The organism is Bacillus sp. CH30_1T, assembly GCF_008364765.1.
Taxonomy (GTDB): domain Bacteria; phylum Bacillota; class Bacilli; order Bacillales; family Bacillaceae_B; genus Rossellomorea.
In genome coordinates, this window is the sequence record NZ_VTUY01000004.1 from 497,537 (window position 1) to 514,004 (window position 16,468).

Genomic DNA, 16,468 nt, shown 5'->3' on the forward strand with positions numbered 1-16,468 from the left:
CATTCCAAACAAGCAGGTCATAACGCTGAAAGTCAAAAAACAGCAAATAAGGGGATGAATATATAATGAAATTTCGCTCTAAAATTGATCGATTTTTTATTTCTGTGATTTTCATATCATTGCTTCTTATCTCCATTGTATATTTGATTCCACTTATTTTTATTGGTCGTCCATCCATAATGGACATCATTGTCGTTATAAGCTTATATGCTTTTTCAGCAGTCATCATTATATGGACAGGATTCTTTCAGCAATATGAGTTGTGCGAAGATTACCTATATATTAAAGGAGGTCCATTCAGGAGCCGAATTTTCTATGGTGATCTTACCAGAGTGAGAACTACCCGGGATATTTACTCTGGATACAGAATCTTGTCTTCCAGGGATGCCCTTGAAATCTATTACCGAACCGGGTTTTGGGGGAGTGTTAAGATTTCACCTTGGGACAAGGAGCTTTTTCTATCTGAGCTGGATAAACGCTGTTCCCATTTGTTCATTCAAAGTTCACCCCAAATCAATTCTAAATAATCTGAAACCTTGTTTGATTTATAAACGTATACAATATCAAGAGGTGATGATCATGACAGGAATATTATTCATTATACTAATCCCAATCGTCTTCACATTGATTGCTTTAAATCTTTCCCATCCATCAAAAAGAGGCGGCAGAAGTGGGGATGGGGGCTATTATGGTCCTTATGATGGCGGCCATGATTCAGCAGGCGGCTGCGATACCGGATTTGGCGGTGGAGGAGGCGAATAATTTGCTTCCTTCTGTTTTTTTACTAGAGACGGTATTCGTAATACATAGGAGATGAACACCGTTGAAGCGTTATTATATTCAGCACCGAAATTTGGACATTCATATTACAGAATGGGGAGACCCTTCTGATGCTGTAATATTTTGCCTGCATGGACTTGGTAGTACCAGTCTCAGTTTTACTGAAGTGGCTGAGGAATTAAAAGAGGATTACAGGATCATTTCAATTGATGCACCTGGCCATGGTAAAACCCCTCCTTTTGAAAATGAAAAAGACTATGAAATGGATAAAAATGGCTGATTGGATAAATGAAGTAGTTGTTCTTCTTGAAATAGATTCTTTTTACTTCTTATCTCATTCATGGGGGAGCTTTGTCGCTCTTCACTATGCCAGGAACCGATGGAAATAGGAAACACACGAGGAGGCACTCATTCTATGATTCTATTACAAGCAATGAAAGATCATGAATATACTCTTTGGTTTCAAGAATCTATTAAAGAGTACGCAGAGGAAAAGACGAAAGCCGGTAACTTCCAAAAGGAATCTTCATTAGAGCAGGCCGAAAACGAATTTAATCAATTACTTCCTAATGGACTAGAGTCAAAGGATCATTATTTATTTACTTTAATTGATGGTGAAAACCAGGAAGGCGTAGGGGCTTTATGGATTAATGTACAGGAGGACGGTAAAGTAGCATTCATTTATGATATTAAGATTCATGGAAGCAAAAGAGGGATGGGGTATGGAAAAGAAGCATTAAAGTCCCTGGACTCATTTGCGAGGGAAAAAGATATATCAAAAATATCGCTGCATGTATTTGGTCATAACAAAGTTGCTCTTTCCTTGTACCAGAATACAGGGTTCGAAGTGACCAATGTCTTGATGTCAAAGACTCTTTAAGTTTGAACAAAGGACACCCAGGTGTCTTTTTCTATGTAAAGGAGGCCATGCAACTTGACTGCATCAAGTGAAATATTCAGTTATGATGACAGTTATTTTTTAATAGGAAATGCAGGAATACTAATCTTTGGAATGGTTGTACTAATCCTGATCATCGTATTCCTTTCCATATTTTTAAAGAAAAGAAAGTAGGAGCCTTATGGGAATCGTAGGATATGCACAAATGGACGATTTGGAATCTCTTATACAAATAGATTGTCAAGTGATTGGAAACAAAAGCAGGTATGAACAAATCCAGGAGGCAATATTAGAAAAGAGATGTTTAGTCGTTAAAGAGGGAGAGACTACTGCCGGGTTTCTTATATTTAACAACCACTTTTTCGGAAACACTTTCGTCTCTCTCATCATTGTTTCACCAGAGGAAAGAAGGAAGGGCAATGCCTCTATACTATTGAAACATGTTGAAGAAATATCGCCGTCAGAAAAAATTTTCTCGTCTACTAATCAATCAAACGAGCAAATGCATAAAACATTTCAAGGAAATGGCTATTCTCAAAGTGGAAAGATCGAAAACCTGGACCCGGGGGACCCGGAGATTATTTACTATAAACAAAGAAGATAGGAAAGGGGGGGCATGAAGTGGTTATCATTTTAGCCATTTTTCTATTAATCTTTTCATTTGATTTCACCAAATTCAGAAAGCAAAATCAAACCATGATTGAGCAAAATGAGAGAATTATTAAGCTTCTCGAGGAAATTAAGAATAAATAATACATATGGAAGAAGGCTCCCTAATAAGGAGCCTAGCTTCAATTGATTGTAATGTAATCCTCATCCAGGCTTTCTACGCCTTGATCGAACGTCAGCTTCGTTTTAAAAAGGTAGCGAACCCCGTTTTCTTCAGAGTATGGCAGAGATTTAGGAATCCGGTAGGTGAAGGATAATTTGTTTCGTTCTTCAGCCTTTATGCTATCAGATTTTAAAACTGTAGTTGAATCAATGATTTTTTCTTCCTTGCCATTATTATCAAGCATCACGAGGTCACATTCCACCCGCCTAAGCTTTTGTTCGATAATGCCTCCCTCTAAAAAAAAGTATCCTTGTAAAAGTTCTCCTTGCTTGAACGAGTTTTTAGGTAAAACAAGATCAATCTTCGCAGAGCCAATACCAAAGAGGGACATATATTTACGTAAAATCATTTGACATCCTCCTTTTTTGCTGAAGAATATTTATTATCTATTTTTTCTTCGATTTTGTTCATCTCATTTTTATCGTTTAATATTTCATTTTTGTTTTGTTCTATTAGTTGAGAGAGGTTCGTTTTTAATTTTTTCATTGCTGATAACTTCCTTTCAAAATGAAGTGATATAGAAAAAGACCTTTACCGGAATCGGTAAAGGTCTTTTTAGACATATATAAACCTTCACCAACTGGTAAAGGTCTCGCTAACAACATGGTTGTCAATAAAGCCGAGAGTGATACACTCTGTAGTGACGACTTTATTGTTACAGCTACTCCCCTTTAGGAGAATATTAAATTATGAGACTATCATAATCGATAGGTGGAGGATTGTCAATGATTTTGGATGTCGGGGTGAAGTAGAGAGATTCGAAATCAACCTATAATTTTTTTCTCTTTTCTCGGATCGCCCATCCTAATAATGAAAAAAGAACTATAACAATTAGTTGAATCCCAATCAGAATTAACATGCACGTTCCTCCACTCAGTTTATAGATATTATATCTACCGATTTTATATTGATATGGTTTCAATGATTTGGTGTTTATCTAACTGGTAAAGGAAACAATACCCAATAAATTCCTTTTTGATTAACCAATCTCCCGTGCATGATAAATTCCTAACTTAACACAGGATGCAGGAATCGAGCTGGAAAATAGAGAACTATGTGGGTAGAATAAAATGTGAGAATAAGAAAGGGGCAGTCGAATGTATGAATTGAAAACAAAACAAAATGACAGCAGTGTAATTGAATTTATCGAAGCAGTGGAGAACGCAAAAAAACGCGAGGATGCCTATAAACTGCTGGATATTTTCACAGAGACAACGGGGTTTGAAGCGAGAATGTGGGGACCAAGCATTATCGGGTTCGGTTCTTATCATTACAAATATAAAACAGGACATGAAGGGGATGCTCCGTTAGTCGGTTTTTCACCGCGGAAAGCGAAAATAAGTCTATATTTTGCCCCAGGGAATCCAGAGAAGGATGAGCTATTGAAGGCATTCGGTAAGCACACAAACGGAAAAGCATGTGTGTACATAAACAAAGTAGCAGATATCGACCAAGACGTTTTGAAAAAATTGATTAATCAATCTGTGAGTTTTCTTCAAAAAACATATCCTAATCCTTAATTAGGATAATCAGGAGGAATTAGTCTAATTACCATGACTAATTCCTTATTTTTTTTACAATGAAGCTTTTTATTTGATATTAAAGAAAATATCCTATAATATTAATCTCGAATTAAAACTATTTCAGTTCGAAGTAATTAAGTTAGTTTCATTGAACTGGATGATGAAATTCACAATCAGAAAGGGACGATTCAATATGACAAAGGTTTTATACATTACAGCACATCCGCATGATGATACACAATCCTATAGCATGGCAGTAGGAAAAGCATTTATTGACACATATAAAGAGGCAAATCCAACTCACGAAGTTGTGAATGTAGACTTATACAAAGAAAACATTCCACAAATTGACGCTGACGTATTCAGTGGCTGGGGAAAATTACAATCCGGGCAAGGATTTGAAGAGCTTTCACAAGAAGAACAAGCAAAAGTTGGCCGACTTGGTGAATTATCAGATCAATTTGTTGAAGCTGATAAATATATCTTTGTTACTCCATTCTGGAACTTCTCCTTCCCTCCAGTAATGAAGGCATATATTGATTCTGTGTCCGTTGCAGGGAAGGCATTTAAATATACAGAACAGGGACCTGTTGGGCTTTTAACTGACAAAAAAGCTCTTCATATTCAAGCTCGCGGAGGTATTTACTCTGAAGGACCAGCTGCAGTAATGGAAATGGGTCACCGCTATCTTGACGTGATGATGCAATTCTACGGAGTTCCTTCGTTCGAAGGCTTATTCGTTGAAGGTCATGCAGCAATGCCCGACAAAGCTGAAGAAATCAAAGCAAATGCGATTGAAAGAGCTAAGGATTTAGCACAAACTTTCTAATAGTATGAAAGAGTCAACTTCGGTTGGCTCTTTTTTTATTTTCCATAATAATGAAACTATTTTCTCTAAAAATTCGTATAAGAGCATACAGAAGGAAGAATAGAGGAGGAAAAAGAATGAAAGAACAATTTTTTATCGATATTGAGGTTTCTCATTCATTATCAGAAAAGTTACAAAATCTTATTGATACTAAAAGAGCTGAAGCGGGATCACACAATGTTTTCATCCAACATGTCATTTCCATTAAGTGACAATCGTTTCACGGTTATTTTAGAAGTCGTTCAGGAAATCTATTAATTTTATCATAGGAATTTCATCGTATTACTTTTCTCAATAGCTATAAAAAAGAGAGACCCTCCATAACTATCGAGGATCTCCTTGCTTTATCTCTTTATAAACATTTGCGTCCAATAATGACCGTACGATCCACCCTTCACATAGCCTACACCGATTTCTGTATATGTCGGTGAAAGGATATTTTTTCTGTGTCCTTCGCTGTTCATCCATGCTTCAACTACTTCGGCAGGTGTTCTTTGCCCAGCGGCAATGTTTTCACCTGCTGCTTGATAGGAAATTCCGAAATCCTTCATCATTTGGAAAGGAGAGCCGTATGTTGGGGATGTGTGACTGAAATAGTTCTTCGTAATCATGTCCTCTGACTTATAACGTGCCACACGTGATAATTCCCAATTTTCCTTCAGTGGCGGTAAACCCACTTTTGATCGTTCCTGGTTCACCAGCTTCACCACTTCGTATGTATAACTTTCAGCAGTGTGATTTGCTCCTGGTATGTTTAGGGTTTGTCCAGGATAAATCATATTCGGGTTGCTGACCTTCGGGTTCGCCGAAATCAGCTCAGATACACCCACCTGATGTTTTACGGCAATCTTCCACATTGTGTCTCCATAACTCACAGTATACGTACCTGCTGCGGAAACCTTAGAAGCTTGACCAAAACCAATGACAAAAGTGACAGACAACAATAAGATAGATAAAAGTTTTAAAGTTTTCATAGTTCTATTGAAATATAATTCTGTTAATTTTGAAACAGGTAGTTGTTACCACCTTCCGCTAATCCCATTAAATCAACATATAGTAAATATTACTAGGATATTTCAGAGTGAAAGATGGTGACTATATAATCAGAGTTAATAAAATACCAAATCATGGTCGTTTTTCGGTATAATGGAAAATAGTAACTATTAGTGGTGATTGCTAAAATAGTATTGTAAGTTTTATAGATTGTAAGGAGGTCAGCTCTATGACAGTTTCATTATTTGAAAGTTTATTAAATGATGTGGAAAAACATTTCTCGGGATGGGACTTTTCCTTTGTCACGGAAACGGGACGAATGGAATCTGGAATGATTTCCTGGTCGTATGGGAGTTTGGCCATTCCACTGATACGGAATGCGAAATCCCTGCTTGATATGGGAACGGGGGGAGGAGAATTGCTTTCTAAACTACAGCCCTTTCCACCATCTGTTTGTGCAACAGAAGGATACGCTCCTAACATTCCTGTGGCTAAGAAATGCCTGGAGCCATTAGGAGTTAGAGTAGAAGGTATCGATGGAGACGACAACCTTCCATTTGAGGCAAACCAATTCGACTTGATCATCAACAAACACGAATCCTATTCTCCTGGTGAAGTGAATCGGATTTTATCACCAGGTGGCACCTTTTTAACTCAACAGGTAGGTGGAGAGGATTGTAATGACATCAATAGAGCCCTCGGTGCTCCTATCAATGATGAGTTTCTACATTGGAACCTTGATTATGCCCATAAGCAATTGGGAGAAGAGGGTTTTGATATTCTTTTGTCTAAAGAAGAATTTTCTACCCAACGCTTTTATGATATTGGTGCACTAGTCTATTACTTGAAAGCCATCCCTTGGCAGGTCCCGGATTTCAGTATTGAAAAATACCATGATCCATTGTTCAGGCTTCACCAATCCATCGAAGAAAAGGGATTCTTTGAAGCAAAACAAAATCGTTTCATCCTGAAAGCGCAAAGTCAGGATTAATGGACAAAAATAAAACCTTATCTTATATATAATCTTAAAACAGAAGAGGAAGATATCGAAAAGCAACAATCTAACTCTTCCTACGTTCACTTCAAAGGGGGACTTCATTATGTGGATCAACTTATTGTTCAGCGTTATCTTCATCACCGGAATTGTGTATCTGATACGGTTTCGATTAAACCTTAAATATTCCGCAGAAAAAGCAGTCAATGCCTTGTTTCCAACCAATGAAGAAGATATGAACAGCATTGTGATTCCAAATGAATTCAAGGTGATGCAGCCTTTAACAAAGGAAACAAAATCTTATCAGTGGGTTAAATGGGGGACGGTAGGTGTCATTAGCCTGTTAACTGGTTTATTAGTGGTTGTATACTGGACCGATATGCTTCATCAATCTATTTTTAGCATTGTCTATCTTTTTTTCATTTTGATCAGCTCCATTAAACACCGTGGGAATTTTTATTTGTTAGCTGATGGCCTTATACTGAATGGCTATTATGTTCCCTGGGGCAGGGTTAAAGGATATAAAGTAGAAAAGATTATTAAGTGGCATGAGCTGTACGGTTTAGATGGCAAAATCAATCAAGGCTACAAATTAGAGGTGAAGGTGAAAAACAAATGGATTCAACCACAGTTTGTAGTAGTTAGAGATCAGGTACACTTGGATAGAATTCTATCACTGTTAGAAAAGCAAGGAGTGCAGAGCATAAAAGAAAGATCCCACACTCCGGTTTCTAAAAATGTGTAACGTTACTCATAAACGGAATTGATACTGACATTTTCAAGCCATTTCCCCGGATTCTTACCGTCTACTTCAGCAAGCCAAATGTCTCGATTCTCATCTGTGATCGACTATCCCCTGAACCATAACAACTGGTGAATGGAGGGGTGACTCCTGGACTTTCCTTCATAACAAAACATTAAAGGGAGTTTATTAATATGAAACATCTAACTCTCGAACACTATGACTTACTATTATTTGATCTGGACGATACTTTATTCGGTCACTCGGAAGCTTATGAGAGAGGAGTAGGGGACACACTTAAGCAATTTCCTGAACTGCGACAAATTGCACCAAATGTATTTTATAAAACCTTTTTAAAGCATAATCATTTACTATGGGGCAGGTTTTCTTCAAAGGATTTGGATTTCCATGAATTCTCTTTGAAAAGACTAGAGAACACACTTAAGGAATTCAGTATTTCTGTAGAGGAGGAAGTGTCCCTCGCCATCGTTAAAGCCTTTCAATGCTCTTATCTCAATCGCATCCATCCTCATCATGAATTGAATGAATTTTTATTGGAATTAAGTAGCAGTGTTGGAGTCGGGATTGTTACGAACGGTACCGTATATAATGCTTACGAAAAGGTTCATCGACTTGGACTATCCTCTATCTTTCCAAAAAGCTCTGTCATAATCTCAGAGAAGGTAGGCTTCTCGAAACCTGATACGGAAATTTACCAACACACCCTGGATGTTTTTGAAAGTAATCCGGATCGCACACTATTTATTGGAGACAATTATTTCACTGATATAGTCGGGGCGAAATCATTAGGTTTAGATACGATATGGATCAACAAATTTGATTATGAGTGTCCCCACGAACGGCCGGATTATACGTTAAAGCGTCTATTAGATTTGAAAGAATTAATAATGAAGGTGTGATATTAATGAAAAGACTGCCTGCAATTAAAGCAGCGAAGAAATTTGTATTAGAAACCTTTCCAACATGTCAAGCAGCACTTCTCGGTGGCAGCGTAGTCAGGGGAGATGAAACGAATACATCCGATTTAGATATTGTCATCATTGACGAAAGCCTCCGTTCAGAATACCGAGAATCTTTCAACTTACATGGATGGCCAATTGAAGCCTTCGTCCATAATAGAAAAACAATTCAGGTCTATTTCCAAAAAGACTGCCAAAGAGCCCGGCCTTCATTGCCTAGAATGGTATCAGAAGGGATCCCCCTAATCGATCATACCATCATTCCAAGCCTCAAAGAAGAAGCAAATAATCTTTTGAGGGACGGACCTCCAAAATGGGACAGTCAAACGATTGATATGAAGAGATATTTCCTTACTGATGCATTGGATGATTTTATTGGATCACAGGAAAGAGGAGAAAGCATTTTTATCGCGGGCTCTATTGGGGAATCCCTTCATGAGTTTGTCCTCAGAACCCGAGGTCAATGGATTGGTGCCTCGAAATGGATAACACGGGCATTGAAGGAATATGATGAAAGCTTTGCAGAAGATTTTGTGGAAGCTTTCGACCAGTTTTATCAAAAAGGGAACAAACAACCCATTGTAAGTTTGGTGGACTCTGTATTAGAACAACACGGAGGACGATTGTTCGAAGGATTTTCTTTAGGAAAGAAATAAAGTATAAAAGCCCTTCAAAGAAAGAAGGGCTCATTTCAATTCTGACATTATACTACTATCTGAAACTCATCATGATCGACACTGTTTACACCATCGTCGAAGACCAGTCGGGTGACAAACTTATAAGAAACATTGTCACTACTCGGTGGAAATGAATCTGAAAGTCTGCACGAAAAGTGAATGGTGCGTTGTTCGTTTGCTTTCATCGTTGATGAGCTTAATATAGTATTGTGATGAAGAACAGATGAGCGGTTACTATTCTGATCGTACTGTAAAAGGTCGGTCTCGATCCTTTTTAATTTCTGCTCCACTCGTCCGCCTGTAAGTTCATATTCCCCTTTAATGACGTCTCCTGGGCAGAACTCTTTTTTGTTCAATACCAAATCAATCTTTGTTGCACCAATACCGAACCTGCACATCAGTTTACTAAACATAACAGCCATTCAACCTCACATTCATCTAGTTACCAATTCTACGCAATAAGGAGATCTTTGGTTTCACTTTTCTGCGCCTTTTCTACGACTATATTCTAAAAGAAAAGCATCTCCTTTGTCTACAACCCTTCTTCGACATATTTCGCGAACTTTTATAAGTATTATTGGAATTTTCCAATGTTCGGTCCCCACACATTATTCTCCATATAATGAATCATACCCCAGATGAGTATGCTAATTGGAATTTGTTCCATAAAGAGGTAGAAATATAGTCTGAATTTCTATAAAATAGGACTAGAACATTATCATATTTTGGTAAAATACTAGCTTAAGAAGGGGTCATTCAATTGAAGGAAAAGAAGAAAAAGAAAAAAACCCATGTCCCATTGAGAATGAATTTACTTTTTATTTCGGTCTTTTTTCTATTTTCACTCTTGATTCTTCGTCTTGGGATTGTACAAATCGTGCAAGGGAACCATTATGAAGCGGAAGTGGCCAGAACCGAAAATGTGAAATCACATAATGGAACACCTCCGAGAGGAAAAGTCTATGATCGTTATCGAAATGTAATAGTGGACAACGTACCTTTAAACGCAATCACCTACACCAGAACGCAATCGACAAAGCCCGAGGATATGCTGAAAGTAGCAAGAAGTCTGGCAGAGTTAATCGAAATGAAACCTGACAAAATAACAGATCGAGATCGAAAAGATTTCTGGTTATTGAGTCATCCTGAAAAAGCTGAAAAACTGGTGACAAAGGATGAATTGAAGAAACTCGAAGATGATGAAGATCTTACAAAAGATGATGTGAACAGAAAGGTTTATGAAATGCAGCTCGAGAGGATAACCGAAGAGAACATCAAATCTTTTAATAAACAAGAAGAGGAAGTTCTGGCGATTTTCCGCGAATTTAACACAGGTTACGCCCTTACTCCTCAAATCATCAAAAATAAAGATGTATCCGTGGAAGAAATGGCAAGAGTCAGTGAACGCCTGTCAGAGATGCCTGGAGTGAACGTTACCACGGACTGGGAAAGAAAATATGTGAATGATAGCACCTTGAGAACAATTCTAGGAAGAGTCTCAACTTCACAACAGGGGCTCCCAAGTGAACTTGTTAATGAATACAAAGCTCAAGGATATGCACTTAACGACCGTGTTGGGACCAGTTATTTCGAATCACAGTATGAAAACGTCCTAAAAGGTCAAAAGGAAGAAATCGAATACATCACGAAAAATGGAAGCGTCCTTGATACACAGCTCGTCAGCGAAGGTCACAGTGGAAAGGATGTCGTATTAACTATCGACCTTCAGCTTCAAAAAGAAATCGAAAAGATCGTGGAAGAAGAGCTAAGCAAACAGGCATCCCAATATTGGGAATCTCCATTCCTGGATCGTGCTTTTGTTGTTATGATGGATCCACACACAGGTGAAATCCTTTCCATGGTCGGAAAGAAATATGGGAAGGATGCAGATGGAAAGACTGAGATGCAGGATTATGCTTTAGGGACATTTACTTCTGAGTATGGAGTGGGGTCTGCGGTTAAGGGCGCTACTGTGTTGACGGGGTATATGACTGGGGCGCTGAATGTTGGTGATGTGCTTTATGATGAACCGATTCGGATAAAGGATACACCAGTAAAAAAATCTTGGTTTAATGGATCGAGGTACCTTAGCGATATACAAGCTCTTGAGATTTCGTCTAACGTCTATATGTTTAAAACAGCAATAAAAATTGCAGATGGCACTTATCGTCCTAATCAGCCTTTGGACATTAACCCTGACGCCTTTGATATTATGAGAAATTACTATAGTCAGTTTGGCTTAGGGGTCAGAACGGGAATTGATCTCCCTGGAGAGGTAGAAGGTTTAAAAGGGAACGAAAGAAAACCGGGTAAACTTATGGACTTTGCCATTGGGCAATATGATTTATACACACCCATGCAACTTGTCCAGTATGCTTCCACCATTGCCAATGGAGGCTATCGCATGAAGCCACATATCATGAAAGAAATTCGTGAACCCAGCCAAGAGAGAGATAAAGTGGGACCTCTCCTATATGAAAACCAATCCCAAGTTTTAAACCGGATTGATGCAACAGAAAGAGAGATACAGCAGGTCCAGAGAGGATTTTACCAAGTAGCTCACGGAAGTAATGGTACTGCCAATAACTTTAGAAGTGCACCTTATGATGCTGCAGCAAAATCAGGAACGGCAGAAGCTTTCTATTATAGCCCTGAAGAAAAAAGACAATATGAAACTTTCAACACCACTCTAATCGGCTATGCCCCATACAACAACCCGGAAGTAGCCTTTTCAGTTGTATTACCATATTCACACCAGAACAAAGATCCTTACGTAAACAAAACCATAGCCAAACGTGCCATGGACAAATACTTCGAGTTGAAGAAGCAATACGAAAAAGACGGATACTTTGACTCATCCACAGAAGAAGAAGTCCGTAATGCCGACCAACTTGAAGAGACGGAAGAACAAGGAACAGAAGTGGAATAATATCAACGCAACCCTTTGTACTGAAGAGTTGCGTTGATGATTTCAGATCTCTTGTAATATTCATTATTAAGCTAGGATGCATGTAATGGACCGCCTAGTCTTTTGCTTGATATTTAATTAAAGATGAAACTTATCCATTTTTCAAACGTATATATATAAAGACATCCTCATTTAATGGGAGGGAAACGTATGTTATGGAGGATCATCAGTCTTGCCGTGGGATTCGGATTATTAAATGGGCTTCTAAGAAGTACATTTCCAAAGATCTCCTTTGAAGCAGGAAATCAAAACGAAAGACAGATCCAAGAAGAAGAAAGAGTGAAAGCCGGCAGCTGGTTTACTGGCGGACAGTAAGAAAAAATGTCAGGGGGAGCCTCCTGGCATTTTCTATGCCAATAACTCCTCAGCTAAGATGAAAGAGATTTTCATGCTTGATACTATGGTAAAATTAGTTAATGACTATCAAAGTTCGTAAGGGAGGGACGGACTTCTATTTAACATAAGATTCAAGGTAAAAACGCATTGAATACCGGCTTTCTCAGTTGAATTTAGAAATAATTTAAGGTCCTTCCCTCTAGAAAGGAGAAAAATTATGTCAATTAAGTATTGGTCTCAGATAGGTGTTGGTTTGTTGTTTTTTGGGTTCACGGTATTGTTTTCCTGGTATGAAGGGAGTGCGCTGATGGATAATCCTTGGGAATGGAAGTATTCAACTCCGTTCAGTGGGATGATTCACGGAAGCGGCTTAACGCAGGAGCAGATAGTGGATCTTGATTTCTTTGTGTACGCGGCCAAGTTTTCTCCACTGTTCCCAAGCATCATGATCATGAGTGCCAGTTATCTTTTGGTTCTCCTTGGATACAGGTTACTTAAACATCGTGGTTTTCCATTATTTTTAACTCTGTTTGGAATGGTGTATCTATTGATGAGTGCTTTTATCGCATCATCTCCCACAACTGGTGGGAACATTCTTTTTTTGCTATTTGTCTTAATAGGACTCTTATTGGTCATTCTCGCCTTTCTTTTTCACTTCTCTCCATCTCTACGAATGAAGGATCAATCCAACCAAGCATGATAAAGGGGAGAGAACTTAATGAAATGTGTGATACAGATCAGTAAGGTTAGAAAGGTAAAAATTCAATCATAATAATTCACTCTTTATACCATTTTACATAAAACCATAACGTTTAACTGTACGGTTTACCATAAATAAAGTATACTACTCTAGAGGTGATGTCCTTGGGAAGTTGTATCGAATAGGAGAACTTTCGAAGCAAAGTCAAGTGTCCAAAAGGACAATTGATTATTATACAAAAATAGGTTTATTGGAATGCGATCGATCACGTAATAATTATCGGTACTATCACGAAAATACGTTAGCTGACTTAAAGATGATTGAACAATGCCAGCAGATGAAAATGTCTTTACATGAAATTAAAGATCGATTAACGGTAATGAAATCCGTGGAAGTGGATCCCTCGATTCTAGAGAAACAAGTAGGCCATATTCGAAATGAAATGGATCATTTGCATAACGAATTACATGAAGTTTTACACGCTATGGAAACGCTAGGGGATGAAGAACGCAATCAAATGATAAAACAAGTATCCCCACAGGCTTTGGCCTTATTCCAAACATTAATGGTTTTTTCTGGTTAATCCAGCATAATAGATAAACAACTACAGGAGAGTGACTTTTTTTTGGACGATATACCACTGAATTCATTAGTATTATTAGGAGCATTAATACTTTTATCTGCCTTTTTTTCATCGGCGGAAACGGCTTACTCAAGCGTAAATAAGATTAGACTTAAGAACTTTGTAAGTGAGGGAAGACGAGGGAGCATTAAAGCGCATTATATCGCTGAAAACTTTGATAAAGCACTGTCCACGATATTAGTTGGAAACAACATCGTGAACATTGCCGCAGCCAGTATTTCAGCAAAGCTTGCGACAGATATTTTCGGAGGAAACACGGGTCTTGTCATCAGTACTTTTGTCATGACTTTATTAATTCTGATTTTCGGTGAAATCTTGCCTAAATCATTGGCAAAAGAAAATGCTGAAACCTATTCCTTGACCATATCAGGCGTTCTCTTTTTCTTAATTAAAGTTCTTACACCGATTAACTTCTTTTTTATCAAATTAAAAGAGTTGGTATCGAAATTCTTCTCGAAAAATCACGAGATGCCGTCTGTCACAGAGGAAGAATTAAAAGTGATGCTTGATATTAGTGAAGAAGAAGGAGTCATTGATAAAGAAGAAAGAGAATTGATTCACCGTTCCATGGACTTTGATGAAATCCTTGCAACCGAGGTCCTGACACCCCGGATCGATGTCAAGGCTGTTGAAGTGAATCAACCGATTGAAGAAATTAAGGAAATGTTCTTTGAAGAGCGATTTTCTCGAATTCCGGTTTACGAAGATCATATTGACAATGTGATCGGAATTCTTTCAGAGAAAGAGTTCTTTACTCATTTGATCAAATTCGGTGAAGTAAACATCCGGGAATTGATTCGGGAACCAATGTTTATATTTGAATCTGTCAAAATCTCAACTCTTCTTACTAAGCTTCAAAAGAACAATGTGCATATGGCCATTGTAGTAGATGAATTTGGTGGAACAACCGGAATCATCACCCTTGAAGATATCTTGGAAGAGATTGTAGGGGAAATCTGGGATGAGCAAGATGAGAAAACTCATTCCATGAGGAAAATCAGTGAAAATGAATATCGATTCGATTCACAATATCAATTGGATGAATTTACAGAGTTACTCGATGTACGAGAGCCAGAGAGTTCTTATCATACAATTGGCGGATGGGTCGTTGAAAGCTTTGAAGATCTTCCATCAGAAGGTGACAGCTTCGACTATGAAAACTTAAAAGTGAGCGTAGAAGAAGTGGATAATCGCCGGGTACGTACGATTAAAGTTGAAATACTAGAAGAAAAAACCGAAGATATTGTTCAGTAAGTATGAAATAACAGGCTCTTCATTGCCTGTTATTTTTTTGGTTTATTATTTATTGAGGAGGATGCTTTTATATGCATGAAACAGAAACAAGAGAAGCTCTTTTACGGGAACTTGAAATTGTAAATAAATGGGCGGAAGACCAAAAAGGATTATGGTTTTGGGAGAAGCTTGGCCGTATTCCCTTTATGATTCTAGACCGGATCACTCCTCAAATGGTTCATAACAAGATTGGTCAAGCACTGGATGAAATAGGAAGCTACATACAAAAGGGCGGAAGTTACCTTACAAGCGAAAAAGAAGTCGTTAAGCGATTTACTAAGAAAACAGCCAATCCTCATTTAAATGTAGAAGAGATCGCAAAGCTGCCCATTTCTGATATGGATGAAGTAAGCGAAGGGATAGTGGGCATGAGAAAGAAGGTTGCGATGACCCAGGGGGCGACTACCGGAGTCGGTGGCTTCCTGACTCTAAGTATTGACATACCTTTCATCCTCGGCATATCACTTAAGACTCTTCAGGAAATCGCAATAAGTTACGGGTATGATCCAAATGATCAGCAGGAGCGTATTTTCATTATTAAATGCTTACAATTCGTTTCTTCAGATATTGTTGGGAAGCAAGCGATCCTTCAAGAACTATCAGACTTTAACAAAAAGGATATGGAGAAGAGAGAACAAACCCTTTCACAGCTTCAAGGCTGGAGAGAAGTGATGATCAGCTTCCGTGACAACTTCGGATGGAAAAAACTATTCCAAATGATTCCCATCGCAGGCATCCTGTTCGGCTCCTTCATCAATAAATCCATGATCTCAGACATTGGCGAAACCGGCCGTATGCTCTACCGTAAAAGACGAATCCTTGAGAAGCTGGAAGAGGGACGGACCTCTGAAATATAAATGTTCTGGAGAAAAGGCTATATATCAATTGCTTTTAATGATGAATGCAGATCAGAGGTCCGTCCCTCTGATCTACAATCTTTTGTTTGGATGGAGGAGATCCGCAAAAGCGCATGCGTTTATGTCGATTCTAGTAATGAACCATGCCAAAAGATTAATGATAAGGAAATCATTCAGTCCTTAGTTGATTATATAAATGGTGGCATTGATTGGGATGATCAATCAACCGAACCCCGTTCACATAAAAAAACCTATAAGTTTGATCATGTAACAGTTGAATTCCTTTTCGAAGGAGACAAGGAAATTTATTTGAAATCAGATAAAGGGACAAAGCTAACCAAAACCTGAATTCCTAAAAATCATTAATCAGTAAAATAAAAGGGA

At 38.2% G+C, this 16,468-nt stretch carries 24 protein-coding genes and 1 pseudogene; 21 read left to right on the plus strand and 4 right to left on the minus strand.

Annotated elements, in window-relative coordinates; genetic code table 11:
* Positions 1-65: 65 nt before the first annotated feature.
* The 7 genes and pseudogenes from F0342_RS10020 to F0342_RS25345 all read left to right on the plus strand — a co-directional run bounded on the left by F0342_RS10020 (position 66) and on the right by F0342_RS25345 (position 2,431).
* Positions 66-527: a PH domain-containing protein gene (locus tag F0342_RS10020; protein WP_149155806.1), complete on the plus strand. Its 462-nt coding sequence runs from the start codon at positions 66-68 to the stop codon at positions 525-527.
* A gap of 52 nt (positions 528-579) precedes the next feature.
* The gene (locus F0342_RS10025; protein ID WP_149155807.1) at positions 580-762 is read left to right on the plus strand and encodes a hypothetical protein; all 183 of its coding nucleotides are present in this window, start codon (positions 580-582) and stop codon (positions 760-762) included.
* A gap of 61 nt (positions 763-823) precedes the next feature.
* Positions 824-1,157, plus strand: a pseudogene (locus F0342_RS10030) (alpha/beta fold hydrolase); the annotation flags it as partial.
* A 38-nt stretch (positions 1,158-1,195) separates the two neighbouring features.
* Positions 1,196-1,660, plus strand: a complete 465-nt coding sequence (locus F0342_RS10035; protein WP_149155808.1) for a GNAT family N-acetyltransferase — start codon at positions 1,196-1,198, stop codon at positions 1,658-1,660.
* Positions 1,661-1,714: 54 nt separating this feature from the next.
* Positions 1,715-1,852, plus strand: a complete 138-nt coding sequence (locus F0342_RS24815; RefSeq protein WP_188048482.1) for a hypothetical protein — start codon at positions 1,715-1,717, stop codon at positions 1,850-1,852.
* Between the two features lie 7 nt (positions 1,853-1,859).
* Positions 1,860-2,282 carry a GNAT family N-acetyltransferase gene (locus F0342_RS10040; RefSeq protein WP_149155809.1) on the plus strand — a complete coding sequence of 141 codons (423 nt, stop codon included), beginning with the start codon at positions 1,860-1,862 and terminating at the stop codon, positions 2,280-2,282.
* Between the two features lie 17 nt (positions 2,283-2,299).
* The gene (locus F0342_RS25345) at positions 2,300-2,431 is read left to right on the plus strand and encodes a hypothetical protein (RefSeq protein WP_262371695.1); all 132 of its coding nucleotides are present in this window, start codon (positions 2,300-2,302) and stop codon (positions 2,429-2,431) included.
* Between the two features lie 38 nt (positions 2,432-2,469).
* Here the strand turns inward: F0342_RS25345 and F0342_RS10045 are convergent, their stop codons facing one another.
* Both F0342_RS10045 and F0342_RS10050 read right to left on the minus strand, forming a co-directional pair.
* Entirely contained in the window at positions 2,470-2,859 is a 390-nt protein-coding gene (locus F0342_RS10045; protein ID WP_149155810.1) for a sporulation protein, read from the minus strand.
* Positions 2,856-2,996: an FbpB family small basic protein gene (locus F0342_RS10050; protein ID WP_149155811.1), complete on the minus strand. Its 141-nt coding sequence runs from the start codon at positions 2,994-2,996 to the stop codon at positions 2,856-2,858. The genes F0342_RS10045 and F0342_RS10050 overlap by 4 nt, the downstream gene beginning before the upstream one ends.
* A gap of 611 nt (positions 2,997-3,607) precedes the next feature.
* Here F0342_RS10050 and F0342_RS10055 point away from each other — a divergent pair.
* The 3 genes from F0342_RS10055 (at position 3,608) to F0342_RS25350 (ending at position 5,113) form a co-directional block, all read left to right on the plus strand.
* Complete coding sequence (locus tag F0342_RS10055; RefSeq protein WP_149155812.1) at positions 3,608-4,030, plus strand: DUF1801 domain-containing protein; 423 nt, start codon at positions 3,608-3,610, stop codon at positions 4,028-4,030.
* Between the two features lie 196 nt (positions 4,031-4,226).
* Positions 4,227-4,862, plus strand: a complete 636-nt coding sequence (locus F0342_RS10060) for an FMN-dependent NADH-azoreductase (RefSeq protein ID WP_149155813.1) — start codon at positions 4,227-4,229, stop codon at positions 4,860-4,862.
* 116 nt (positions 4,863-4,978) lie between these two features.
* Positions 4,979-5,113: a hypothetical protein gene (locus F0342_RS25350; protein ID WP_262481692.1), complete on the plus strand. Its 135-nt coding sequence runs from the start codon at positions 4,979-4,981 to the stop codon at positions 5,111-5,113.
* A gap of 132 nt (positions 5,114-5,245) precedes the next feature.
* Here F0342_RS25350 and safA read toward each other — a convergent pair whose 3' ends face one another.
* Positions 5,246-5,875 (minus strand): SafA/ExsA family spore coat assembly protein, encoded by a 630-nt coding sequence (safA, locus tag F0342_RS10065; RefSeq protein ID WP_149155814.1) that lies wholly within the window; start codon positions 5,873-5,875, stop codon positions 5,246-5,248.
* A 248-nt stretch (positions 5,876-6,123) separates the two neighbouring features.
* On the opposite strand from safA, the gene F0342_RS10070 reads away from it, so the two are divergent.
* The 4 genes from F0342_RS10070 (at position 6,124) to F0342_RS10085 (ending at position 9,266) form a co-directional block, all read left to right on the plus strand.
* Complete coding sequence (locus F0342_RS10070; protein WP_149155815.1) at positions 6,124-6,885, plus strand: class I SAM-dependent methyltransferase; 762 nt, start codon at positions 6,124-6,126, stop codon at positions 6,883-6,885.
* A gap of 109 nt (positions 6,886-6,994) precedes the next feature.
* A complete protein-coding gene (locus tag F0342_RS10075) occupies positions 6,995-7,633 on the plus strand; it encodes a hypothetical protein (protein ID WP_149155816.1) in 639 nt (212 codons plus the stop codon).
* Between the two features lie 191 nt (positions 7,634-7,824).
* Positions 7,825-8,550 carry an HAD family hydrolase gene (locus tag F0342_RS10080; protein ID WP_149155817.1) on the plus strand — a complete coding sequence of 242 codons (726 nt, stop codon included), beginning with the start codon at positions 7,825-7,827 and terminating at the stop codon, positions 8,548-8,550.
* Between the two features lie 14 nt (positions 8,551-8,564).
* Positions 8,565-9,266 (plus strand): nucleotidyltransferase domain-containing protein, encoded by a 702-nt coding sequence (locus tag F0342_RS10085; RefSeq protein ID WP_149156077.1) that lies wholly within the window; start codon positions 8,565-8,567, stop codon positions 9,264-9,266.
* Positions 9,267-9,313: 47 nt separating this feature from the next.
* On the opposite strand, the gene F0342_RS10090 is transcribed toward F0342_RS10085, so the two are convergent.
* Positions 9,314-9,700, minus strand: a complete 387-nt coding sequence (locus tag F0342_RS10090; protein ID WP_188048483.1) for a sporulation protein — start codon at positions 9,698-9,700, stop codon at positions 9,314-9,316.
* Positions 9,701-10,092: 392 nt separating this feature from the next.
* On the opposite strand from F0342_RS10090, the gene F0342_RS10095 reads away from it, so the two are divergent.
* The 7 genes from F0342_RS10095 to F0342_RS10120 all read left to right on the plus strand — a co-directional run bounded on the left by F0342_RS10095 (position 10,093) and on the right by F0342_RS10120 (position 16,432).
* The gene (locus F0342_RS10095) at positions 10,093-12,216 is read left to right on the plus strand and encodes a peptidoglycan D,D-transpeptidase FtsI family protein (protein WP_149156078.1); all 2,124 of its coding nucleotides are present in this window, start codon (positions 10,093-10,095) and stop codon (positions 12,214-12,216) included.
* 189 nt (positions 12,217-12,405) lie between these two features.
* Entirely contained in the window at positions 12,406-12,570 is a 165-nt protein-coding gene (locus F0342_RS24820) for a hypothetical protein (RefSeq protein ID WP_188048484.1), read from the plus strand.
* A gap of 238 nt (positions 12,571-12,808) precedes the next feature.
* Positions 12,809-13,291 (plus strand): YjdJ family protein, encoded by a 483-nt coding sequence (locus F0342_RS10100; protein WP_149155819.1) that lies wholly within the window; start codon positions 12,809-12,811, stop codon positions 13,289-13,291.
* A gap of 172 nt (positions 13,292-13,463) precedes the next feature.
* The gene (locus tag F0342_RS10105) at positions 13,464-13,874 is read left to right on the plus strand and encodes a MerR family transcriptional regulator (protein ID WP_262481693.1); all 411 of its coding nucleotides are present in this window, start codon (positions 13,464-13,466) and stop codon (positions 13,872-13,874) included.
* Between the two features lie 42 nt (positions 13,875-13,916).
* Positions 13,917-15,188, plus strand: a complete 1,272-nt coding sequence (locus F0342_RS10110; protein WP_149155821.1) for a hemolysin family protein — start codon at positions 13,917-13,919, stop codon at positions 15,186-15,188.
* Between the two features lie 71 nt (positions 15,189-15,259).
* Positions 15,260-16,084 carry an EcsC family protein gene (locus F0342_RS10115; protein WP_149155822.1) on the plus strand — a complete coding sequence of 275 codons (825 nt, stop codon included), beginning with the start codon at positions 15,260-15,262 and terminating at the stop codon, positions 16,082-16,084.
* On the plus strand, positions 16,085-16,432 hold the full coding sequence (locus F0342_RS10120; protein WP_188048486.1) for a hypothetical protein: 348 nt from the start codon (positions 16,085-16,087) through the stop codon (positions 16,430-16,432).
* The last annotated feature ends 36 nt before the right edge of the window (positions 16,433-16,468 follow it).